This window comes from Celeribacter baekdonensis, assembly GCF_003047105.1.
Classification (GTDB): Bacteria; Pseudomonadota; Alphaproteobacteria; order Rhodobacterales; family Rhodobacteraceae; genus Celeribacter; species Celeribacter baekdonensis_B.
Map to the genome: position 1 here is coordinate 259840 of NZ_CP028475.1, position 19303 is coordinate 279142.

The window sequence follows — 19303 nt, forward strand, 5'->3', positions numbered from 1 at the left end:
AGGGAGTTTGGGGGCGGGAGTGAGGTGGCGGTCACGATTTTGCCACACTGCGCCTTGGGAGCGCCACATTTGGCGCACCATTTTGCCACAAAGTGATTCATCGTCGTTAAGGCAGGGCGAAGTCTTTGCGAACTTTTCGGCGGGGAAAGAGGCTTTTGGCGGCGGGGAAGGGGGGAAGGGGGGAAGAGGGGAAGTCACAGCGCAGGCTCGGACATGCCTCTTTGATGCGCGGCCCCTCTGGACCTTGGCCGCCGGACGGAGGATACTGCCGCCCATGTCATTGCCACCCGGATTCTTGGAAGAGCTGCGCACCCGCCTGTCACTGACCGATGTGGTCGGGCGAAAAGTCATGTGGGATGCGCGCAAATCCAACGCCGGAAAAGGCGATATGTGGGCGCCATGCCCATTCCACACCGAAAAATCCGCCTCCTTTCATGTCGATGACAAACAAGGGTTTTACTATTGCTTCGGGTGCCACGCCAAAGGCGACGCGATCACATTCGTGCGCGAGACGGAAAACGTCTCCTTCATCGAAGCGGTCGAAATTTTGGCGCGCGAGGCCGGGATGCCGATGCCTGAACGCGACCCGAGGGCCCAAGAGCAGACCGACAAGCGCAGCGCCTTGGCCGAGGTCAACGAGGCGGCGAACCGGTTCTTCCGGCTTCAGTTGCAACAATCAGGCGGGGCACAGGCGCGGGCCTATCTCGACAAACGCGGCATGAAACCCGAGACCCGCGATCGCTTTGAGATCGGCTTTGCCCCCAATGGCAACGCGCTTTTGCGTGCGCTCAAAGATCAGGGCATTTCCGCCGAGCTGGCGATTGAGGCCGGGGTCGCCGCCAAGCCTGACGATGGCCGCGAACCATACGATTTCTTTCGCGACCGGATCGTGTTTCCCATCCGCGATGGCCGGGGGCGGCTGATTTCCTTTGGGGGCCGTGCGATGGACCCGAACGCGCGGGCGAAATACCTCAACGGCCCGGAGCGATTGCTGTTTGATAAGGGCGCGGCCCTGTACAACAACGGTCCGGCGCGTGCCGCCTGTGGCAAAGGTCAAACCTTGGTGGTCTCCGAAGGCTATATGGACGTGATCGCACTTTCGGAGGCCGGGTTTGAGGCCACGGTTGCGCCGTTGGGCACGGCCATTACGGATCGGCAATTGCAATTGATGTGGCGGATGTCGCCGGAGCCGGTGATTGCACTTGATGGCGACACCGCCGGGCTGCGCGCCGCTTACCGGGTGATTGATCTGGCGATGCCGCTGCTTCAGGCCGGGCAATCGCTGCGCTTTGCGATCCTGCCGGAGGGCCAAGATCCCGATGATCTGATCAAGGCCAAGGGCGCGAGCGCGATGCAAGAGGTGTTGGACGCGGCGGTGCCAATGGTGACGCTGTTGTGGCGGCGTGAGACCGAGGGCAAAGTGTTCGACAGCCCGGAACGGCGCGCCACGTTGGACAAGGCGCTGCGCGATGCCATCCGACCGATTACAGATGCCTCGATCAAAGGCCACTATGGCGAAATCCTCAAAGATATGCGTTTTCAACTGTTCCGGCCGCAAAGATCGGGCAATGGCGAGGCGCGTGGCGGGGGCAGAAATGGCGCGCCAAAACGCGCTTGGGTGCCGGGACCGGGCGGGCAGGGCCGTTATCAGGTTGCTGCGGTCCCAACCGCGGGGCTGAAGGCCTCGATGATCGTCTCGGGCGATGACAACAACGCTGATTTGATGCGCGAAGCGGTGGTTTTGGCCGTGCTGATCTGCAACCCCGGACTGGCCTTGACGTTTTTGCCGCAACTTGAGGGGCTGCACCCGCGCACCGAGGAACATGGCGCATTGCTTCATGCCATCCTGACCCACGCCGAAGAGGTGGACGCGGCAGCTTTGCGTGAAAATGTGATCGCCATGGTGGGGCAAGAGGCCCTTGATCGGTTGATGTCGCATCCCCATGTTCAAATCGCGCCGCCCGTGCGTCGCCCCGAAGCGGACACGGCGCAGATGTGTTTGACCGAAGAATTGGCCAAGCTCAAAGCCCGGCGCGGCTATGGTGTCGAGTTGGCCGAGGGGGTAGAGGCGCTGTTGGCGGCCGATGATGAGAAATTAACCTGGCGTTTGCGACAGGCCGCCGAGGCGCGCAATCGCGCGACCAAGGCGGAGGCGGAGGACCGCACCGAGTTTGATGTGGCTGACAACGGATTGGCCTTGTCGCGCAGTGAGCGCGAGGCGTTTCATGCGCTTTTGTCCAAGATCAATCCGCAAAAGTGAGCCTGTCCTGCGCTCAAATATGCGGCGCGCGGATGACATGCGGCACCTGTGCTCTATCTGTTGCAGAAGAAGGGGCAGCGTTCGCTGGCCTCTGGTGCAGGAATGGTTAAGGAAATATGGGTATTCGGGTAGCGAATCGGCGAATCGCATGACATGATTCGTTTCATCCGAAGATCAGCCCTTGGGACAGGGGTGATTCGCGGGCCAACCACAGGGGGCGTCGGGCCTATCCGATGCGCTTGATGGGGCCCAACAGTGACGTGAAGGGGAGTGCCGTATGGCCGCTAAGGACAACGACGACGCCAAGACTGAAGATCAAGATCAGGATGGTATGCTGGATGTAAGCCAGACCTCGGTCAAAAAGATGATCTCTGAGGCTCGTGAAAAGGGCTACATCACCTACGACCAGCTCAACAAAGTGTTGCCGCCGGAACAGGTGAGTTCTGAGCAGATCGAAGATGTGATGTCGATGCTCTCTGAGATGGGCATCAATATTATTGAAGATGAAGAGGTCGAGGACGAGGACGCAGGCGACGCCAAGGGCGGCGCTTTGGTTCAGGCCACGGGATCGCGCGATGTCGCAATGGCGGCGTCTGAGACCGAAAAACTGGATCGCACCGACGACCCCGTGCGGATGTATCTGCGCGAAATGGGCTCTGTTGAATTGCTGTCGCGCGAAGGCGAGATCGCGATTGCCAAGCGCATTGAGGCCGGTCGCAACACGATGATCTTGGGGCTTTGCGAGAGCCCGCTGACCTTTCAGGCGATCACCATCTGGCACGACGAACTTTTGTCCGAAGACATTCTTTTGCGCGATGTGATCGACCTTGAGGCCACGTTTGGCACCGGCGTTGATGGCGATGACGAAGAGAGCGTTGTCGGCGGTCTGGCGACGAGCAGCAGCAGCTCCTCCGACGATGAGACCAAAGAGAAGGCACAAGAATACGACGCCGACGGCAATCCGATCTCCACGGATGACGATGACGACGAGGATGACGACGAACAGGCCAACATGTCTTTGGCGGCGATGGAAGCGGCATTGAAGCCGCAGGTTCTTGAAACCCTTGCGCGCATTTCCGAAGACTTCGCCAACCTGTCCGAGATGCAGGATCAGCGGATGTCGGCCACATTGAACGAGGACAATAGTTTCTCCGACAATGAAGAGGCGACCTACCAAAAGCTGCGCTCCGAAATCGTCGTTTTGGTGAACTCGCTTCACCTGCACAACAACCGGATCGAAGCGTTGATTGACCAGCTTTACGGCATCAACAAACGCGTTATGTCGATCGACTCCAACATGGTGAAACTCGCCGATCAGGCTCGGATCAATCGCAAAGAGTTCATTGATGAATATCGCGGCTACGAATTGGACCCGTCTTGGTTGGATCGTATGGCGGAAAAGGCCGGGCGCGGCTGGCAGATGTTTGTCGAACGCCACACACCGAAAGTCGAAGAGCTGCGCTCTGAAATGGCCATGGTTGGTCAGTATGTTGGTGTGGATATTTCCGAATTCCGCCGCATCGTGCAACAGGTGCAAAAGGGCGAAAAAGAGGCGCGTCAGGCCAAGAAAGAAATGGTCGAGGCCAACCTGCGTCTGGTGATTTCGATTGCGAAAAAATACACCAACCGCGGTTTGCAATTCCTCGATCTCATTCAGGAAGGCAACATTGGCCTGATGAAAGCCGTCGATAAGTTTGAATATCGTCGCGGCTATAAATTCTCCACCTATGCGACCTGGTGGATTCGTCAGGCGATCACCCGCTCGATCGCCGATCAGGCCCGCACCATCCGTATCCCTGTGCACATGATCGAAACGATCAACAAACTCGTGCGCACCGGGCGTCAGATGCTCCACGAAATCGGCCGCGAACCGACACCTGAGGAATTGGCAGAAAAGCTGCAAATGCCTTTGGAAAAAGTCCGCAAAGTGATGAAAATCGCCAAAGAGCCGATCTCTTTGGAAACTCCGATTGGCGACGAGGAAGATTCACAACTCGGCGATTTCATCGAGGACAAAAACGCCATCCTGCCACTGGATGCGGCGATTCAGGAAAACCTGAAAGAGACCACCACCCGCGTTCTGGCCTCGCTCACCCCGCGTGAAGAACGCGTCTTGCGGATGCGGTTTGGCATCGGCATGAACACGGACCACACGCTCGAAGAAGTCGGCCAACAGTTCTCGGTCACCCGCGAACGCATCCGTCAGATCGAAGCGAAAGCCCTGCGGAAGTTGAAACACCCAAGCCGGTCGCGCAAACTGCGGTCGTTCTTGGATCAGTAAAGTGAGAGGCGCCTCCCGAAAGGGGGGCGTTTTTGTTTTATGCTTCAAGACTTTTTAGAGTGGGATTTAGAAGTCCTTTTTTGTGGAACTGCGGCGGGTCGTAGGTCTGCAGAAATTGGCTCCTATTATGCAGGACGCGGAAACCGGTTCTGGTCAGTTTTGTCTGAGGTTGGTCTGGTTTCTCAAGCCTTGTCGATTGGCGAAGAAGACAAACTGCTTTCACATAAAATAGGTTTGACTGACCTGGTCAAAAATAAATCGGGCATGGACCGAAAACTTTCAAAACAGGATTTTGCGGTGCATCGGTTGGTGGGTGTTGTGCATGAATTTCAACCTCGAAAGATTGCCTTTAATGGTAAAAAGGCGGGTCAAGTTGTTTTCGGTAAAAAATGCATAGAGAGATATGGCAAGTATCACTTTTCAGGGTTTCCAGAAATTTGGATTTTACCATCTACCTCTGGTGCGGCACGCGCCTACTGGGACATTGAACCGTGGCGCGCACTGGCGGTTGAGATTCGTTAGTGACATTCACTATAATTGAATATCTCTAAAGGGGTTTGCATATCGTCGATTTGGTTTGGTGTTTATCCTTTGACAGCCCCCGGTCAGGCGATGCGCACCACCTTGCACTCCCGACTCCACCACGCCAAACTGCCCCCAAACAGGAGGCCCCCATGTCCCTTTTCGGAAAACTCTTCGGCGGCAAATCGCAACCCGACACCGCGCCACACCACAGCACAAAGCCCGAGCTTTACGGCAATGACTACCGCATCTTTCCCGAGCCGATGAAGGCCGAGAGCGGCTATCGCATCGCGGCCAAGATCGAAAAGGATTTTGGCGGCGAGACCCGCGCCCATAGGATGATCCGGGCCGATACGATGAGCGACATCGACGATGCGCGTCGGGAAAGCCTGCGCAAGGCGCAAATTTTTATCGACCAGATGGGCGACGCGATTTTTGCCGATCCCCGGATGTGACCCCGACCGCGTGCGGTCAGGGCCTTGAGGCGCAGGATCAGAGCGCGGCTTTGATCGTCTGAGCAATCGGTTCGGTCGGGCGGCCAATCAGCTTTGAGAGCGTCTTGCTACCGTCAAACAAAGCGCCCTGAGCCGCTTTTGCGTCCGAATCCGCTAAGATTGTGGCAAAGCCTTTTGGCAGGCCTGCGCTCAGGAGCGCCTCGGCAAAGGCGGCCTCTGGCATGTCGGTATAGGCGACCGCTTTGCCTGACAGATCAGAGACAAGCGCGGCATACTCCGCCAGCGTGTAGCCCTCATCGCCCGCAAGTTCCAACACCGCGCCATCATGACCACCAGCCAAAACAACAGCCGTCGCGTCGGCATAATCCTGACGCGTGGCGGTGGCGAGTTTTCCCGTACCCGCAGCCCCGAAATGTTGCCCCAATTCAAGATCTTGGCTCAGTGTCATGGTGATGTTTTCGGAATACCACCCATTGCGCAAGAGCGTGTAGGGGATGCCCGAGGCCGCCAACATGTCCTCGGTCGCTTTGTGTTCCTCGGCCAGCGCCATGGTGCTGTCTTGGGCGTTCAGGATCGACGTATAGGCGATAAAGGACACGCCCGCCGCCTTGGCCGCAGCGATGACATTGCCATGCTGTGCGGCGCGTTGGCCAACGTCGGAAGAGGATATCAAAAGTAGGCGATCCACCCCGGCAAAGGCCGCCTCAAGCGCAGCTGCGTCGGTGTAGTCGCCAAAGCGGGTGGCGATGCCTTTGGCGGCATAGTCTTCTGCGGCTTTGTCAGAGCGCACCAATGCGATGATGTCGCTTTTGGCAACGCGGGTGGCGAGGGTGTCGATGACGCGTTGGCCCAATTGGCCGGAGGCGCCGGTGACGAGATAGGTGGTCATGTGTCTTCCCTTTCAGTGCGGAAACGAGTATAGGTCTCATTTAGAGACTTATTTCGGACCTGAAAAGGAGGCACTTTTTCGGTCCTAGGGCACACAGAGGGAACCACGTCAGATGCGAGACAGCGCCCAAAGCCGGATAGAGCAATGGAAAGCCGATGGGTTTGACCCGAAAAATTGCCCGGTGCGGCAGGTGTTGGATCACCTGGCGGCCAAATGGACGACGCTGATTTTGCTGGAGCTGGAGAATGGGGCGCAGCGGTTCAATGCGCTTGGGCGGGCCTTGCCGGATATTTCCAAACGGATGCTGACGCAAAGCCTGCGCGATCTCGAACGTGACGGGCTGGTGCGTCGTGAGGTGTTTGACACCAAACCGCCCAGCGTGGCCTATAGTCTGACCGATCTTGGCCGCTCTTTTTTGACGCCGCTGCATGCGATGATGGATTGGGCGGGGCAAAACATGCCTGATATTATGGCGGCGCGGGATCGTTTTTCGGCGTCTGGGGGATAAAATTTTGTTATCCACAGAAAGCTGTGGCGGCTTTTAATCCGAATTAACCTTTGACGCGTTTCCTCTGTGTATAGCCACAGGAGACCTGCCATGTCCTGGATCACCAAAGCCTTGATAGCCATGACCGTGACCGTTGCCGGGGCTGCGTTTGCCCTGCCGCATGCGCCCGCGCAAACGCAGCCCCTCTCTGCGGCTGAGCCGATTGTCATCACCGTGCTGCCCGAAGACCTCAGTCGCTGTGTCGCAACGCTCGAAGCGGTGTTTTTCGCCCCCGTCCATGACGCAACGGTCGTCAGCGCCTCGCTCTCATCAGATGCTGCGGGGCCAACAGTGACCTGCGTGGCGCAATAGCGCGAGAGCAGCCATTTGCATTCGTGACCTGCTCGGTTAGATTTGCCTCGAACAGGTGTGTGAGGAGCTGAGATGGTGCAGTTTTCTATTGGGGTCGGTGTTTTGGTCTTGAGCGCGATGCCCTTAGGCGCTGCCGCACAGGCGGAGACGCTCCTGCAATGTTCCTTTGCCAATGGCAAAACGGTGGTGCTTGAAACCGATGAAACTGGAGTGGCTTACCGGTTTGGCCGTCCCGGTCAGACGCCGGAACTGACTCTGCATCGCCCTTACGATCAAGTCGACGTCACGCCATGGCCCGGTATTGGCCGTTCGATTTGGGAGGATCTCAGCCTGCACAATGGCGAGGTGACCTATCGGTTGTGGGGCGCGCTGGACCGGATGAGCGAGGATCATGAGCTGTCCGCCGGGCTGATCGTTGAACAGGGCGAGGAGGAACTCGCCCGATTTGAATGCCTTCCGAACAGTGTCAATTACGCGGTGTTCAGTTTTTCGGATGCTTATGAAGCCGCGGGCTATTGCTGGACCCATGAGGATTTCACCTGGCAGGAGGCCTGTGAATGAGCCACCATCTGTTCGAAATTCCGACCCATGGTCCGGGGCTATATGAGATTACCGCAGATGTGGCGCGTTGGGTCGCGGGGGAGGGGCCGATGGAGGCGGCGCTGACCCTGATGGTCCAACATACCTCCGCCTCGCTCGTGATCCAGGAAAACGCCGACCCCGAAGTCCAAACCGACCTCGCTGCATTTTTTCACCGTCTTGTCCCGCCCACGACGGAGCCCGCCATGGCCTATTTGACCCATACCTATGAGGGGCCAGACGATATGCCGGCCCATATCAAATCTGCCTTACTGCCGACAACGATCACAATTCCGGTCATTTCGGGGCGAATGACCCTTGGAACATGGCAAGGACTTTACCTTTTCGAACATCGTGCCCGCCCGCACCTGCGAAAGCTTTCGGCTCTTCTGCGTTAAATGAATGCCGCTACCACATGTCGTGGTTAAAATTTTATCTACCCAAGTTATGGGCTTCCCCCTATAGTACCTGTGGATAAATGGGGCACAGACCCCATGGCAACGAGGCAGTGAACAGAAGAGGGGACGCGACATGCGTTGTCCATTTTGCGGAAATGTAGATACCCAAGTGAAAGACAGCCGTCCGGCTGAGGATCATGTGGCCATTCGACGGCGGCGGTTTTGTTCGGCCTGTGGTGGTCGGTTTACCACCTATGAGCGCGTGCAGCTGCGCGATCTGGTCGTGGTGAAAACCAATGGTCGCCGCGAGGATTTTGATCGCGATAAACTCGAACGCTCCATCCGGATCGCCGCGCAAAAACGCCCGATCGAACCGGAGCGTCTGGATCAGATGATCTCTGGCATCGTGCGGCGCCTTGAGAGCTTGGGAGAGACGGATATCCCATCGAAAACCATCGGTGAGATCGTGATGGAAAGCCTCGCGCGGATTGATACCGTGGCTTACGTGCGCTTTGCGTCGGTTTATAAAAACTTCCAGGCCGCAGACGATTTTGACAAATTTGTCAGTGAGTTGCGCCCGGAAGGTAAGCACGACGAGTAAGTCGCTATGCCTGATGTCGGTCCCATGCAGCACGCGCTTTCATTGGCGGCGCGCGGGCTTGGTCGGACGTGGCCAAACCCGGCTGTTGGGTGTGTGATTATACGTAAAGGACGCGTCGTTGGGCGGGGATGGACCCAGCCCGGCGGTCGTCCCCATGCCGAAACCATGGCCTTGGCACAAGCGGGCGTTGCGGCGCGGGGGGCCACGGCCTATGTGACGTTGGAGCCCTGTTCTCATCATGGTAAAACGCCGCCCTGCGCCGAGGCACTGATCGCGGCGGGAATTGCCCGTGTGGTCGTGGCCTTAGGCGATCCCGACCCACGGGTGAATGGACGGGGTTTTGCGCTTTTGCAAAATGCGGGGATAAAACTAACCACGGGTGTCTGCGAAGAAGAGGCCCGAGCGGCGCAAGAAGGTTTCCTATCCAAGGTGATTTTGGGCCGTCCAATGGTGACGCTGAAACTTGCTTTGTCTTGGGATGGCCGGATTGCGACCGCGACGGGCGAAAGCCAATGGATCACTGGCCCGATGGCGCGGCGGCGTGTTCATGCGATGCGCGCCAATCACGATGCGGTTTTGGTCGGGGCGGGCACAGCGCGCGCCGATGATCCAAGCCTGACCGTGCGTGGTCTTGGCGTGTCGCATCAACCCGTGCGCGTGGTGATGTCGCGTCGTCTTGACCTGCCTTTGAGCGGACAATTGGCGCGCACCGCGCAGGAGGTGCCGGTCTGGATCGTTCATGGTCCTGATGTTTCTTCCGATCTCAAATCCGTCTGGACCGGCCTCGGCGCGGAGCTGATCGAAGCCCCTGTGGTCTATGGTCAGCTCGATCCCAAAGCGAGCCTAGAAGCCCTTGGAACGCGCGGTTTGACGCGGGTATTTTGCGAAGGCGGTGGGGCCTTGGCAGCCTCTTTGATGGGGGCGCATTTGCCGGATCATGTGGCACTGTTCACTGCCGGGCTTGCAATAGGCGCGGAGGGGATGCCGGGGCTCGGTGCGCTTGGGATTGATCGGTTGCGACAGGCCCCCCGCTATGCGTTGCAGCGTATTGAACAGGTCGGCCCAGATGCCCTAAGTCATTGGAGACGAACGCAGATTAGCGATTAAGGCCAAGGGTGGCGGCGCGCAATTGGCGCAGTCTGGCCAGCATGGTCTGCGCCAAACGACTGCGGCCTTGGGGCGCATGGGCCAAAAGATCCAAAGCCTCTTCTGGTGCAATCGCAGTCCCCGTTTGGGGATCAAAATAGCGTGGATAGTCGATCAAAACCGCATGGGCGAGGGCTTTGAGCGACGGGCGTGCGGCACGCCGTGCGGGCGTGTTGCCAAGGTCCTGCGTCAGACCCCATCCGGCATAAAACGGCGCGCCGGTGCAGGTCACGGGAGTGCCGCGCAACAGCGCCTCAAACCCAATCAGAGACGTCATGGTCCAGACCTCATCACAGGCCTCAATCAACGCCAATGGATCGGCGGACTGCGCCACCACATCGGCGATCGCGTCTGCATCCGCCACCTTGCCGCGTCGCAGGCCCGCCTCGACATCGGGGTGCGGTTTGTAGACGATCACAGCGCTCGGATGCGCTGCACGCGCCGCCATGAGCAGGGCGCGGTTGGTGCTTATCTCGCCTGCGCCTTGTCCCGTTCCAAGGCGGACCGAGGCGTCATCTTCGACCTGACCAGCGACGAGAATACGGTGGCCACCTGGGAGCGTGGGGGCCCCCGCGCCAACATTATATTTGCTGAGATTGAGCGTTTTGAGACGGGTGAGAAACCCGTCAATTCGATGCGCCGCAGCGGTGGAGAGATCGGTGCGTGCGGAAATCAGAGCCTCAAGGCGCGAAGGGCGAGTGGGGTCAAAATACAGACCCTGATCATCCAAAATCAGCGACACGGGCCGCACCAGCGCCGCACCAAGGCCGCGCGAACGCAGAAAACCGTCCTCAAGCCGCAGCGCCGCTTTGGCATCAGAGCCCCAAATCATCTGCCTGCGGCCCTGCGCGACGTGAGCGGCGATTTGGTGGGGCGCATCGGTAAATTCAATGCCATTTGAGCCGAAATATTGCCGTAGAAACGGACGTTTCCAACGTAAGATATGGCTGGCGACATAGCCGTTTGCGTCTTCGCGGCGGGCGCGCTCTGTGGCTTCGAGATGTGCGAGGATGTCCTCAAAGAGGCATGGTGCGCCGTGGCGATTTTTCCAGTTTGGATAAAGCAGCATCGCGGCGGCAAAGGCCTGTGCGCGGGTGAGGCGGCGGTTGCGATGCGGATCGGGGGCTTCATCTTGGGTGAGGTCGAGGCCGCCATACCACGGCTGCCCAAAGACGCGCGGGCGGTGACCGGCGAAAATCGCATCAAAGCCAAGGCCGGAACTGTGCGTGTAAACGGCCATAGCGGAGGCGAAAAGCGTCCAAGGGTTGCTTTTGGGGTCTGCAAGGGTGATCCGGTCGCTTGCCATATCGGCCTGCGCCACGCCGTTTTCACAGGGGAGGATCACAACTTTGCTGTTCAGGTGCTCGGTCTGGGCAAAGACCAACATTTCTTGAAAATCAGCCACAGTGATGGCTGGGTCAGCCTGATCTATAACCAGCACATATGGCGCATTTGCATATGATATTTTCTCTTGATCTGCGGGGAAGTTGCACAATTCAAGCTTTGCCCACCAATCCATAGCATTGCGCGCCCGGCTCAACAGCGCGCCATCATCCAGCGGTGCGTCGCGTAGGATTGTGGCGAGATCGACGTCGGAGCGCGCCTCCGGGAGGGGCAATCCGGCATCCTGCAACAGGTCCATGAGCAGGGGCGGGGCAGAAAAAAGCCGCCCCTGCGTGTGTACAGGGGCGGCCGTCATGTCAGGGTCGTGAGCGACCATCGGGTTATTGGCCGACGGCGGAACTCAGCGTGTTGGCCGAGGCAGCCGTGCCGGTGATCGCCGAAATTGATTTCTGCCACTGCACGAACGGGGCTTCGGTCACATAGACGGTGTCCTCGTCGCGGATCAGGAAGTCGCGGGCCAAGAACAAGCCGTTCGGTTGGGTCAGATCCAGCACATAAATCAAACGCTGAGGGCCAACGATATCGTCGCGGCCAAGCACAAGCTTAGAGATTTCTTCGGGCTCGTTGCGATAGACGAAAACGCCGGTCGGGTCCGCCGCGTTGGTTTGCAAACCGCCAACTTGAGCAATGGCTTCAAGTGCGGACAGATTGCGTGCTTCAAACGGCACAACGCGTTGCGCGCCTGTCGCGCCAAGGGCGGTGAAGGAGCGGGGGTCGGCCTCAACCAAGATGCGGTCGCCATCCCGCAGCGGGATGTCAAATTTCGGGTTTTGATAGAGGTCTTGGAACCAAATCTTGCCAACGCGCGAGCCGCGGATGACTTTGATCTGAGCCACTTCTGGCTCAACGCCCACACCACCAGCCCGCGCCAACATGGCGGTCAGGCGACGGGTTGGGCGCTCAATCGGGTAGACGCCTTGGCCGTTGATTTTGCCAGTGATGGTGACGGTTGCACCGTCGCCTGCGGCACGCGTGACCATGACCTGCGGATCGGGCGTCTGGGCGTCGAGTTTTTCGGTGATGATGCGGCGAATGGCTTCGGGGCTGTTGCCCGCCGCTTTGATCCGACCCGCATAGGGCACAAAGATAAAGCCGCCGCCATCGACCTGAACCTCGGAGAGCACAGTGGCATTGGCACCTGCGCCAGCCAAAAGACCGTCGTCAACGTTTTCCCAAATGGTCAGCGATAGCACATCGCCGGGGGCGATTGTGTCGGACCCGATTTCGCCCGCATTCAAAAAGGCGGAAGAAAAGCCAAGCTCATTGTTGATGGACGTCGCGGCAGTGACGCGGTCATTGACGGTGATGACAAAGGCATCGCCTTCTTTGAGAACCGAGCCTGCAAACACTTCACGCTTGTTTGGGCCGGACCTAGGCAGGCCACAGGCCGAAAGGCTTGCGACCAAAGCCACGAGCGCAACCACACGGGTGGTCCGCGATGTCAGAAATGCCACTGATCGATCTCCTCTGCCCCGATTTTTTTTGGGTTTAATCAGAACATTAACGAATAGCGAGTCAAAAATCCAGCGCCGCAGCGGTCCGGCTTTCCGGCATTGGAAGGGTGTTGCAGGGAGGCCTCGGCTATAACAGGGGATGTGTCTGAATAAAGCTTTGCCCCATGATATAGGGGGTTGGGCGGTGTTTTTGATGTGGTCTTTGCAGAAAAATCTGTGCCATGGCGAAAGATAGCCCGTCTCAGGTCACAATACGCAGCGGTTGGCGTGGGTGGGCTGTGCCCTGCAACAGCGCCTCGTCGGGGGCCTCTTTCGCCAACATCAGATCAACCACGAGGCGCAAAAGCTGTCGACGTCCACGAGAGGAATAAAAGCCCCCCGGAATTTGCGAGGTTTCCAAAAGGAATTGGCGGTAGTCGCGATAGGCGCGGGTATCGGGCCGTTCGGGGCGGATGAAAAACGCCTTTAGAGTTTGGTGGGACACGAATTCCGGTTTGTCATAGACCGCGCGCCCAAAGACTTTGAGCGGCAAACCGAGAGAAAGAACCTGTTGCCCAGCCGTGGAATTGACGGTGACGGCGGAGCGCGCGGTGTGCAACAGCCGTTGAAGTTTGCCGCCACGGACATAATGAACGCGCTCGGCAACGCCGTATTCGGCGGCGATGCGACGGACCTCATGGGTGAGGTTGCGGCGATCGTTTTCCAACGGATGGGCCTTGAACACCAAATGATGGTGTTGCGGCGCACCGGCGGCAAACCCCGCGATCACATCGGCGATGAATTCGGGCATGGTCGAATAGGGCGAATGGACTTGAAAGCTGGTGTCATGTTCGAGTTGCAGCAGCGCGATGTGAAACGGAAACCCGCCTGCGAGCAGACGCCGGGTGTGCCATGCGCGCGAAATGTAGTGTTGCGGCATCATGATCAAGCGTTTGAAGTAGAGTAGAAACTCTCGCGTGACGGGCAACTCGCGATGGCCGCGATAATGCCGGAAGGCGGAGTTCCGAAACATCACAAACCAATGATAAAGCGCGCCATAAAAGATATGTTGGCGCATGTCGCCCCAATGCGCAGGCGGTTCGATATTGTCATGATCAATCGTATCGAGCGCGGTGCGCATATCGGCGACAGAGAGGGTCATCAGCGAGGAGTTGCCATTGGAGCCGCCGCGTTCATAGGTGACCCAATAGGGCCGGATATAGCCCTCTTCAAACACATGGATGGTCAGACCCAAAGCGCGGGCGCGTTCAATCGCCAAGGCATGCACGGGACGGGTGTCGCCGTAGAGCACAATGTCGGTGACGTTTTTATCCGCAACGATTTGAGCGAAGTGATCGGGCCAATCCTCAGCAGCGCCAGAATAGGGCAGGAAGGTTTTGGTCGAAAACCAAAAGGCGCGGTCACCGGCATTAAAGCCCACGCGCCACACGGTCGCTCCAGCCGCGCGCAACATCCGTCCAAGCGACCAGAAAAATGGCCCATGCGGCCCCTGAAGCATCAGGAACACCCGTTTGGGGGAGGCTTTGCTGTTTGGTGTGATCCGCATCTTGCTTTCTTGGGGCATGTTTTGGCCGATGTCTTTGTTATTTTGACGATTAGATTAAGAATTGGGCGGATTTGTGGCCTGAAGGGCGCAGCGCGTGGCCTGATCGCGGGTTAGGACGCGCAAGGGTCAGTTTTGCGCAAAAAGATGAACAAACCCTCAGTGCCCCTCATGCGGGTGCTTGCAGGGGCGCAAACGGGGCGTTACCCCTAACGCAACCCAACGATCAACGCGTGGAGGCGGCATGTTTACAGGGATCATCACCGACGTCGGAACAGTGCTTGAATTGGAGCAGCGTGGCGATTTGCGGGCGCGGATCGGTTGTCGCTATGACGTAGATGGGATCGAGATCGGTGCGTCCATCGCCTGTGATGGGGTGTGCTTGACGGTGGTGGCGCTTGGCGTATCGCCACAAAACTGGTTCGACGTGCAGATCAGCGCGGAGTCGGTGTCAAAAACCAACATCGGCGCTTGGACAGTGGGCAAACCGGTCAATCTTGAGCGCGCCTTGAAGCTGGGCGACGAATTGGGCGGACATATTGTGTCGGGCCATGTCGATGGCGTGGCGGTGATCACGGCGATGGTGGACGAGGGGGAGAGCACGCGGATCAGCTTTGAGGCCCCCGAAGCCTTGGCCAAATTCATCGCGCCCAAAGGCTCCGTGGCGCTCAATGGCACGTCTTTGACGGTCAATGAGGTGGCGGGCTGTAGCTTTGGCATCAACGTGATCCCGCACACCCAAGAGGTGACCACATGGGGGGCGGCCAAGGTCGGTGACCGGATCAATCTGGAGATCGACACATTGGCGCGCTATGTTGCGCGGCTTCAGGAGTGGCAGGCATGAGCGGTATCAGCCCAAGCATCGGGCACAACAACGGCCCCGCCTTTGATCGCGGCGTGAGGTTTCGCACCGTGGCATGGAGCAAGGCGCGCAAAGGCTTGTTGGGAGAGACATTGCCAATCGAAGTGATCCGAATGCGGGTGCGCCGGGCCACGGAGTTGGGCTTGCCCTATCGGTCTTACGCCTCGATCCGGGCCAGCACCGGGCGCGATGTTTTGGGGTTTCTGTTCTCGTCGAACGCGCTGCGGCTGATCCGGGCGGGGGACGCTTTGCCCGCGCCTTACGCGGACAGGCTGGCACAGATCAAAGCCACGCGGATTGCGGCGGTTCACCGACCTTTGGATCCTGAAACGATTGCCGCGCTGGCGGGGATTGATCGCGCAGGACGCGCGCCCGCCCCCCTTGCCGGGTGGGGCAGACAAAGCGCGGCGTTGGATGCCCTGTTTGAGGACACAAAACTGCCGCGCGATTCTGTTGTGTTGATCCATGATGCGCCGTTTGAGGTGGAATGGGTTGCGGCTGGAAAATTGGCGGGATTTATCCCGGCGCCTGCGTTTTTTAGCGCCTAACGCCAGAGATCGCTGACACTTGCGAAAATGCAGCGCAATTGTGCATGGGTTTGCGCCCCTGCGCTGCGCGTTTGACTGGCATTTGCGATCATGACGCTGTACGGAGAAGCACCCTAAGGATCAAGAGGCCGCCCGATACCATGTCCGACATCACAGACACAGACAGCTACGACACCGCGATTTCCCCGATTGAGGAAATCATCGAGGATGCCCGCAACGGGCGGATGTTTATCTTGGTGGACCACGAGGATCGCGAGAACGAAGGCGATCTGGTGATCCCATCGCAAATGGCCACGCCTGAGGCGATCAATTTCATGGCCACCTACGGGCGTGGTCTGATCTGTGTGACGCTGACCGGCGAACGGATTGACGCGCTGGGCTTGCCGATGATGGCGTCGCACAATTCCTCACGCCACGAAACCGCATTCACCATTTCCATTGAGGCGAAAGAGGGCGTGTCCACCGGGATTTCGGCCCATGACCGCGCCCGCACCGTGGCCGTGGCGATTGACCCGTCGAAAACTGCGACGGATATTGCCACGCCGGGCCATATTTTCCCGCTGCGCGCGCGCGATGGCGGCGTCTTGGTCCGCGCCGGTCACACCGAAGCCGGTGTCGATGTGGCACGTCTGGCGGGGCTGCAACCGAGTTCTGTGATCTGTGAGATCATGAACGAAGATGGCACCATGTCGCGCCTGCCGGACCTTGTGTCCTTCGCGCAAAAACACGGGCTGAAAATCGGCACCATCTCCGATCTGATCGCCTATCGTCGCCGTCACGACAACCTTGTGACCAAAACCGCCCACCGCGAAGTGGTGTCGGAATTTGGCGGCACTTGGGACATGACGATTTACTCCGACGTGCTGCAAGGCGCGGAACATATCGTGTTGTCTAAGGGCGACATTTCCACGCCCGCGCCGGTCCTGACCCGGATGCACGCGCTCAACCCGCTCGAAGACGTGTTGGGCATTGGCAAAACCTCGCGTGAAATCGAAGGTGCCATGGAAGTGATCGCGACCGAGGGCCGGGGCGTTGTCGTGTTGCTGCGCGATCTGACGATGCAGGTGCTCGAAGATGAAGCCTCGCCGCACACCTTGCGCCAATATGGCATCGGGGCACAGATTTTGGCCGCCCTTGGCCTGCACAATCTGATCCTTGTCACCGACAATCCACAACCGAAAGTGCCCGGTCTTGAGGCCTTTGGCCTGACCATCACCGGCACCCGCAAGATTTCTCAGGAGGGCTAAGACATGGCCGCGAATGAACAGCACCACATCCTCGATTTGCCGACATTCGACAAGCCGGTCAAACTTTTGATCGTGGTCGCGCCCTATTACAAAGACATCGCCGATGAATTGGTTGCAGGCGCTAAAGCCGTGACCGAAGAGGTGGGCGGCACCTGGGAGTTGGTTGAGGTGCCCGGCGCTTTGGAAGTGCCCACCGCGATTTCAATCGCCGATAAAATGTCGAACTTTGATGGCTATGTCGCGCTGGGCTGTGTGATCCGCGGCGAGACCACCCATTATGAGACGGTCTGCAACGACAGCTCGCGGGCGCTGCAACTGATGGGCCTGCAAGGGCTGTGCATCGGCAATGGCATCCTGACGGTTGAAAACCGCGACCAAGCGGTGGCGCGCGCCGAGGCCAAAGGTCAAAATAAAGGCGGTGGGGCGGCGGCTGCGGCCTTGCATCTCATCGCACTTTCGCGCAAATGGGCAAATCCGAGCAAGGGCGTGGGCTTTCATTCCGACGCGATCCGCCTGGCCGGAGAAGCGACAGGACCGAAAAACGCATGACCTCTGACAACACCGACCATTTGAAACCGCCCTCAAAGCGCGAAAAGAAATCAGCCGCGCGGCTTTACGCTGTGCAGGCGCTGTTTCAGATGGAAGCCTCTGACATGACGGTCGATAAGGTCCGCCGCCAGTTTTATGATTTCTTCTTTGGTCTGGTGACCGAGGAAGAGGGCGAATTCATCGACGGCGACAGCGACCTGTTCCATGAGATCACCGAAGTGGCGGTCAATGAACAGGCCAAGATCGACCAAATGACCGACCGCGCTTTGGTGGCGAAATGGCCGATCGCGCGGATCGACTCGACGTTGCGGGCGATTTTCCGGGCGGCGGGGGCGGAGCTTTTATCCGGCCTGACGCCGCCGAAAGTGGTGATCGTGGAATTTGTGGACGTGGCCAAAGCGTTTTATCCCGAAGGCCGCGAGTCGAAATTCGTCAACGCGGTATTGGATCATATGGCCCGCGAGGCGCGTCCAGAAGCGTTTTGACGCTTTTGGGCGGTCGACGTTTCAAATGCATGTTTGGTCGCAGGCCGTCGTCACGCGCCGACAAGGTGTCGGCTGTGAGCTGGGAACAACCGACGCAGCAGGGCAATCGCACTCAGGCAGAGCGCAAAGAGCAGCGTGGTCATGACTGCGATGTTGGCCAAAGGCGCGGCGAACAGCGGCTGATACCCGGCCTCCAACAGCAAAGCGATCATTGGGGCGTGCAGGAAGAAAATGCCGAAACTGGCATCGGCTAAGGTCTGAATCCAGGCGATGGGGCGGTCGGCGTAGCGTTCCAGGCCGCCAAGGATCGCGAAGGACAGCGCGATTTTTTGCGGCATCATCAGGTCGAATTCCGTCCAGCGCAGTGAAAACCCAGTGTGATAATTGCCGTAATGCCCTGCCTGTGCCGCCAGCATCGCCAAAGTGATGGCCAGCAGCAACAGCGGCAGGCTCAGACGCTTGAGCGGGGGCAAAAAGCGTTGGCGGTTTTGGCTATAGATCATCCCGGTGAGATAGACAGGCGTAAAATACAGCACGGACTGTGGAATGAACATATCCTCGACCGAGCGCTGCGCAATGTTTGACAAAAGATATAGCATGGCGGTGAGGCTGAGTTGATGCGACAGCGACAGGCGTTGAAATGCCATATGCAGCGGCGACATCAAGAAGATGACCAGAATGGCGGGCACATACCAATAGGCGATCACTGTGTTGCCGGTGAAAAAGAGCGTTGCGCCATGCAGGATCTGTTCTGCGCCGCCAGTGTCGGGATGCGGTCTGTCTCGCAGCGTTGTAAAAACGATGAGTGGCAGGCTCAGGACCAAATAGGGCAGGGCCACATTGCGCAGTTTTGAGCGCATGAAGCGGCGAAAACTGTAGCGCGGTACGAAAACAGTTTGAAACAGGATGCCAGAAATCAATACGAAAAACACCGTCGCGCCGGTGATGAGGTTGATGAACGTGCCCTGCACAAGGCTCGGCGTGTCGTAATGAGCCAACAAAATACAGTGAGACGCCACGACGAAAACGATCGCAAGGGCCCGGAAATGGGTGATGGCATTTAACGTCATGCAAATCTCGCGTGTACTCCGGCTTCGGCCGGGCCTGTTTCAACCAGGCGGGACTTCTGCCCCGCGACCCCGTCAGAGAACAGGTGAAACGTGAAGATTTTGCGGCGGGATTAGGGTGTTTCGGTGCGGCAAGGTGGCGCTACATCCTGTC

20 protein-coding genes are annotated in these 19303 nt (G+C 58.4%); 15 read left to right on the forward strand and 5 right to left on the reverse strand.

Translation table 11 applies throughout. The features are described 5' to 3' along the window. The first annotated feature begins 274 nt into the window (after positions 1-274). The 4 genes from dnaG to DA792_RS04660 all read left to right on the forward strand — a co-directional run bounded on the left by dnaG (position 275) and on the right by DA792_RS04660 (position 5518). The gene (dnaG, locus tag DA792_RS04645; protein ID WP_107718517.1) at positions 275-2260 is read left to right on the forward strand and encodes a DNA primase; all 1986 of its coding nucleotides are present in this window, start codon (positions 275-277) and stop codon (positions 2258-2260) included. A 277-nt stretch (positions 2261-2537) separates the two neighbouring features. Beyond that, a complete protein-coding gene (gene rpoD / locus DA792_RS04650) occupies positions 2538-4541 on the forward strand; it encodes an RNA polymerase sigma factor RpoD (protein ID WP_107718519.1) in 2004 nt (667 codons plus the stop codon). A gap of 39 nt (positions 4542-4580) precedes the next feature. After that, complete coding sequence (locus DA792_RS04655; RefSeq protein ID WP_107718521.1) at positions 4581-5063, forward strand: mismatch-specific DNA-glycosylase; 483 nt, start codon at positions 4581-4583, stop codon at positions 5061-5063. A gap of 152 nt (positions 5064-5215) precedes the next feature. Beyond that, positions 5216-5518, forward strand: a complete 303-nt coding sequence (locus tag DA792_RS04660; RefSeq protein ID WP_107718522.1) for an HlyU family transcriptional regulator — start codon at positions 5216-5218, stop codon at positions 5516-5518. A gap of 37 nt (positions 5519-5555) precedes the next feature. On the opposite strand, the gene DA792_RS04665 is transcribed toward DA792_RS04660, so the two are convergent. Further along, positions 5556-6407: an SDR family oxidoreductase gene (locus tag DA792_RS04665; protein WP_107718524.1), complete on the reverse strand. Its 852-nt coding sequence runs from the start codon at positions 6405-6407 to the stop codon at positions 5556-5558. A gap of 112 nt (positions 6408-6519) precedes the next feature. On the opposite strand from DA792_RS04665, the gene DA792_RS04670 reads away from it, so the two are divergent. The 6 genes from DA792_RS04670 to ribD all read left to right on the forward strand — a co-directional run bounded on the left by DA792_RS04670 (position 6520) and on the right by ribD (position 9951). Next, positions 6520-6915, forward strand: a complete 396-nt coding sequence (locus tag DA792_RS04670) for a winged helix-turn-helix transcriptional regulator (protein ID WP_107718526.1) — start codon at positions 6520-6522, stop codon at positions 6913-6915. Between the two features lie 90 nt (positions 6916-7005). Beyond that, a complete protein-coding gene (locus DA792_RS04675) occupies positions 7006-7266 on the forward strand; it encodes a hypothetical protein (RefSeq protein ID WP_107718528.1) in 261 nt (86 codons plus the stop codon). Between the two features lie 72 nt (positions 7267-7338). Next, positions 7339-7827 (forward strand): hypothetical protein, encoded by a 489-nt coding sequence (locus DA792_RS04680; protein ID WP_107718530.1) that lies wholly within the window; start codon positions 7339-7341, stop codon positions 7825-7827. Beyond that, a complete protein-coding gene (locus tag DA792_RS04685) occupies positions 7824-8243 on the forward strand; it encodes a secondary thiamine-phosphate synthase enzyme YjbQ (protein ID WP_107718532.1) in 420 nt (139 codons plus the stop codon). Before DA792_RS04680 ends, DA792_RS04685 begins: the two co-directional genes overlap by 4 nt. A 133-nt stretch (positions 8244-8376) precedes the next feature. Continuing rightward, the gene (nrdR, locus tag DA792_RS04690; protein WP_009572755.1) at positions 8377-8844 is read left to right on the forward strand and encodes a transcriptional regulator NrdR; all 468 of its coding nucleotides are present in this window, start codon (positions 8377-8379) and stop codon (positions 8842-8844) included. 6 nt (positions 8845-8850) lie between these two features. Continuing rightward, positions 8851-9951, forward strand: coding sequence for a bifunctional diaminohydroxyphosphoribosylaminopyrimidine deaminase/5-amino-6-(5-phosphoribosylamino)uracil reductase RibD (gene ribD, locus DA792_RS04695; protein ID WP_107718534.1), 1101 nt, complete (start codon positions 8851-8853; stop codon positions 9949-9951). Here ribD and DA792_RS04700 read toward each other — a convergent pair. The 3 genes from DA792_RS04700 to DA792_RS04710 all read right to left on the reverse strand — a co-directional run bounded on the left by DA792_RS04700 (position 9941) and on the right by DA792_RS04710 (position 14394). Next, entirely contained in the window at positions 9941-11689 is a 1749-nt protein-coding gene (locus DA792_RS04700) for a capsular polysaccharide biosynthesis protein (RefSeq protein ID WP_159075166.1), read from the reverse strand. The genes ribD and DA792_RS04700 overlap by 11 nt on opposite strands. Positions 11690-11714: 25 nt before the next feature. Further along, complete coding sequence (locus DA792_RS04705) at positions 11715-12848, reverse strand: polysaccharide biosynthesis/export family protein (protein WP_107718538.1); 1134 nt, start codon at positions 12846-12848, stop codon at positions 11715-11717. A gap of 241 nt (positions 12849-13089) precedes the next feature. Then, positions 13090-14394, reverse strand: coding sequence for a capsule biosynthesis protein (locus DA792_RS04710; protein ID WP_254679355.1), 1305 nt, complete (start codon positions 14392-14394; stop codon positions 13090-13092). Between the two features lie 241 nt (positions 14395-14635). Here DA792_RS04710 and DA792_RS04715 point away from each other — a divergent pair, with 241 nt between their 5' ends. The 5 genes from DA792_RS04715 (at position 14636) to nusB (ending at position 18082) form a co-directional block, all read left to right on the forward strand. Further along, complete coding sequence (locus DA792_RS04715) at positions 14636-15235, forward strand: riboflavin synthase (protein ID WP_107718542.1); 600 nt, start codon at positions 14636-14638, stop codon at positions 15233-15235. Then, positions 15232-15801: a hypothetical protein gene (locus DA792_RS04720; protein WP_107718544.1), complete on the forward strand. Its 570-nt coding sequence runs from the start codon at positions 15232-15234 to the stop codon at positions 15799-15801. The genes DA792_RS04715 and DA792_RS04720 overlap by 4 nt, the downstream gene beginning before the upstream one ends. A gap of 140 nt (positions 15802-15941) precedes the next feature. Beyond that, positions 15942-17048 carry a 3,4-dihydroxy-2-butanone-4-phosphate synthase gene (gene ribB, locus DA792_RS04725; protein WP_107718546.1) on the forward strand — a complete coding sequence of 369 codons (1107 nt, stop codon included), beginning with the start codon at positions 15942-15944 and terminating at the stop codon, positions 17046-17048. Between the two features lie 3 nt (positions 17049-17051). Next, positions 17052-17597, forward strand: a complete 546-nt coding sequence (locus DA792_RS04730; protein ID WP_107718548.1) for a 6,7-dimethyl-8-ribityllumazine synthase — start codon at positions 17052-17054, stop codon at positions 17595-17597. After that, positions 17594-18082 carry a transcription antitermination factor NusB gene (gene nusB, locus DA792_RS04735; protein WP_107718550.1) on the forward strand — a complete coding sequence of 163 codons (489 nt, stop codon included), beginning with the start codon at positions 17594-17596 and terminating at the stop codon, positions 18080-18082. The genes DA792_RS04730 and nusB overlap by 4 nt, the downstream gene beginning before the upstream one ends. Positions 18083-18132: 50 nt before the next feature. Here the strand turns inward: nusB and DA792_RS04740 are convergent, their stop codons facing one another. After that, entirely contained in the window at positions 18133-19152 is a 1020-nt protein-coding gene (locus tag DA792_RS04740; protein WP_107718552.1) for an acyltransferase family protein, read from the reverse strand. Between the last annotated feature and the right edge of the window lie 151 nt (positions 19153-19303).

Excerpts from the sequence above, each read along its gene's own strand:
- rpoD (WP_107718519.1), top strand. The coding sequence starts at position 2,538 with ATGGCCGCTAAGGACAACGACGACGCCAAGACTGAAGATCAAGATCAG.
- DA792_RS04730 (WP_107718548.1), top strand. The coding sequence starts at position 17,052 with ATGGCCGCGAATGAACAGCACCACATCCTCGATTTGCCGACATTCGAC.
- DA792_RS04710 (WP_254679355.1), bottom strand. The coding sequence starts at position 14,394 with ATGCGGATCACACCAAACAGCAAAGCCTCCCCCAAACGGGTGTTCCTG.
- DA792_RS04665 (WP_107718524.1), bottom strand. The coding sequence starts at position 6,407 with ATGACCACCTATCTCGTCACCGGCGCCTCCGGCCAATTGGGCCAACGC.
- DA792_RS04700 (WP_159075166.1), bottom strand. The coding sequence starts at position 11,689 with ATGACGGCCGCCCCTGTACACACGCAGGGGCGGCTTTTTTCTGCCCCG.
- DA792_RS04740 (WP_107718552.1), bottom strand. The coding sequence starts at position 19,152 with ATGACGTTAAATGCCATCACCCATTTCCGGGCCCTTGCGATCGTTTTC.
- DA792_RS04680 (WP_107718530.1), top strand. The coding sequence starts at position 7,339 with ATGGTGCAGTTTTCTATTGGGGTCGGTGTTTTGGTCTTGAGCGCGATG.
- DA792_RS04655 (WP_107718521.1), top strand. The coding sequence starts at position 4,581 with ATGCTTCAAGACTTTTTAGAGTGGGATTTAGAAGTCCTTTTTTGTGGA.
- DA792_RS04660 (WP_107718522.1), top strand. The coding sequence starts at position 5,216 with ATGTCCCTTTTCGGAAAACTCTTCGGCGGCAAATCGCAACCCGACACC.
- nusB (WP_107718550.1), top strand. The coding sequence starts at position 17,594 with ATGACCTCTGACAACACCGACCATTTGAAACCGCCCTCAAAGCGCGAA.
- dnaG (WP_107718517.1), top strand. The coding sequence starts at position 275 with ATGTCATTGCCACCCGGATTCTTGGAAGAGCTGCGCACCCGCCTGTCA.
- DA792_RS04720 (WP_107718544.1), top strand. The coding sequence starts at position 15,232 with ATGAGCGGTATCAGCCCAAGCATCGGGCACAACAACGGCCCCGCCTTT.
- ribD (WP_107718534.1), top strand. The coding sequence starts at position 8,851 with ATGCCTGATGTCGGTCCCATGCAGCACGCGCTTTCATTGGCGGCGCGC.
- DA792_RS04670 (WP_107718526.1), top strand. The coding sequence starts at position 6,520 with ATGCGAGACAGCGCCCAAAGCCGGATAGAGCAATGGAAAGCCGATGGG.
- nrdR (WP_009572755.1), top strand. The coding sequence starts at position 8,377 with ATGCGTTGTCCATTTTGCGGAAATGTAGATACCCAAGTGAAAGACAGC.
- DA792_RS04715 (WP_107718542.1), top strand. The coding sequence starts at position 14,636 with ATGTTTACAGGGATCATCACCGACGTCGGAACAGTGCTTGAATTGGAG.
- DA792_RS04685 (WP_107718532.1), top strand. The coding sequence starts at position 7,824 with ATGAGCCACCATCTGTTCGAAATTCCGACCCATGGTCCGGGGCTATAT.
- DA792_RS04675 (WP_107718528.1), top strand. The coding sequence starts at position 7,006 with ATGTCCTGGATCACCAAAGCCTTGATAGCCATGACCGTGACCGTTGCC.
- ribB (WP_107718546.1), top strand. The coding sequence starts at position 15,942 with ATGTCCGACATCACAGACACAGACAGCTACGACACCGCGATTTCCCCG.